Source organism: Faecalitalea cylindroides ATCC 27803, assembly GCF_000469305.1.
Lineage (GTDB): Bacteria > Bacillota_I > Bacilli_A > Erysipelotrichales > Erysipelotrichaceae > Faecalitalea > Faecalitalea cylindroides.
On the sequence record NZ_KI271036.1, the window covers coordinates 1 to 767 of the forward strand.

The following is a 767-nucleotide window of genomic DNA, read 5'->3' on the forward strand; positions in this document are numbered from 1 at the left end:
TCTTATTTGATTCAATGCCGGTACGCTCCGTGGCAACTGCTGCCTTATTTATGGTCTTGATTGTACCTTTGCTTGTATCTCTTGTTTTTATATCAGCCATCGGTTTCCTCCTTTCTCGAAAAATAATAGAGAGTGGGGTTTAATCCACTCTCTTAGCGACAACAACAAGCCTGCCATTGTTTCTTGAATATTCACAAGTAGAAAGAGAAATCAGCTTGTCGCTATATTCTGCCGATACTCCGGTATCATACAAAGAAAGTTCCTTGCACTTAGCAACATACGCATCAAACTCTGCCGCATTTTCTGCGTCCGTAAACTCATAATACTTAAAGCTATCGGAGCTGTCTGTATAAACGACTGTCTTAAAGACTGCAATCACTTCATACCGGTGTCTGTCCGTCAGTGTATCAAAGGTAATCGTCTTATGACCTTCCCAAAAGCTCTTGTTTCTGTACTTCATCAGTCCCGTAAACATCGAGCCGTCATTCATATGGTGTCCGTATATAATGATGTTGTCTGAAGGTTTCTGCACATCACAATTTTCCTGCACATATGGACAGCCATAAGCGGAATAGGTCTTATCAAACTTGTGCTTCAGGTAGAAGTTCGGCTCATTTACAGACTGCACGACCGGATAGTTGATATTGGTATCCTCAACCTTTATCCAACCCACCATATCCTCATTCTGCCGATAGAGTTCAAGATATTCCGCAAGATAGTCCTTATCTTCCGAAAACGTCACGCCCTCATTTTCCTTTGGCGGCTCG

1 protein-coding gene is annotated in these 767 nt (G+C 42.4%); it reads right to left on the reverse strand.

Translation table 11 applies throughout. The annotated features are described in order from the left end of the window. Positions 1 to 139: 139 nt before the first annotated feature. Positions 140 to 767, reverse strand: a 628-nt coding sequence (locus HMPREF0367_RS07950) for a class B sortase (RefSeq protein ID WP_035403101.1), incomplete at its 5' end; no start/stop codon positions are given.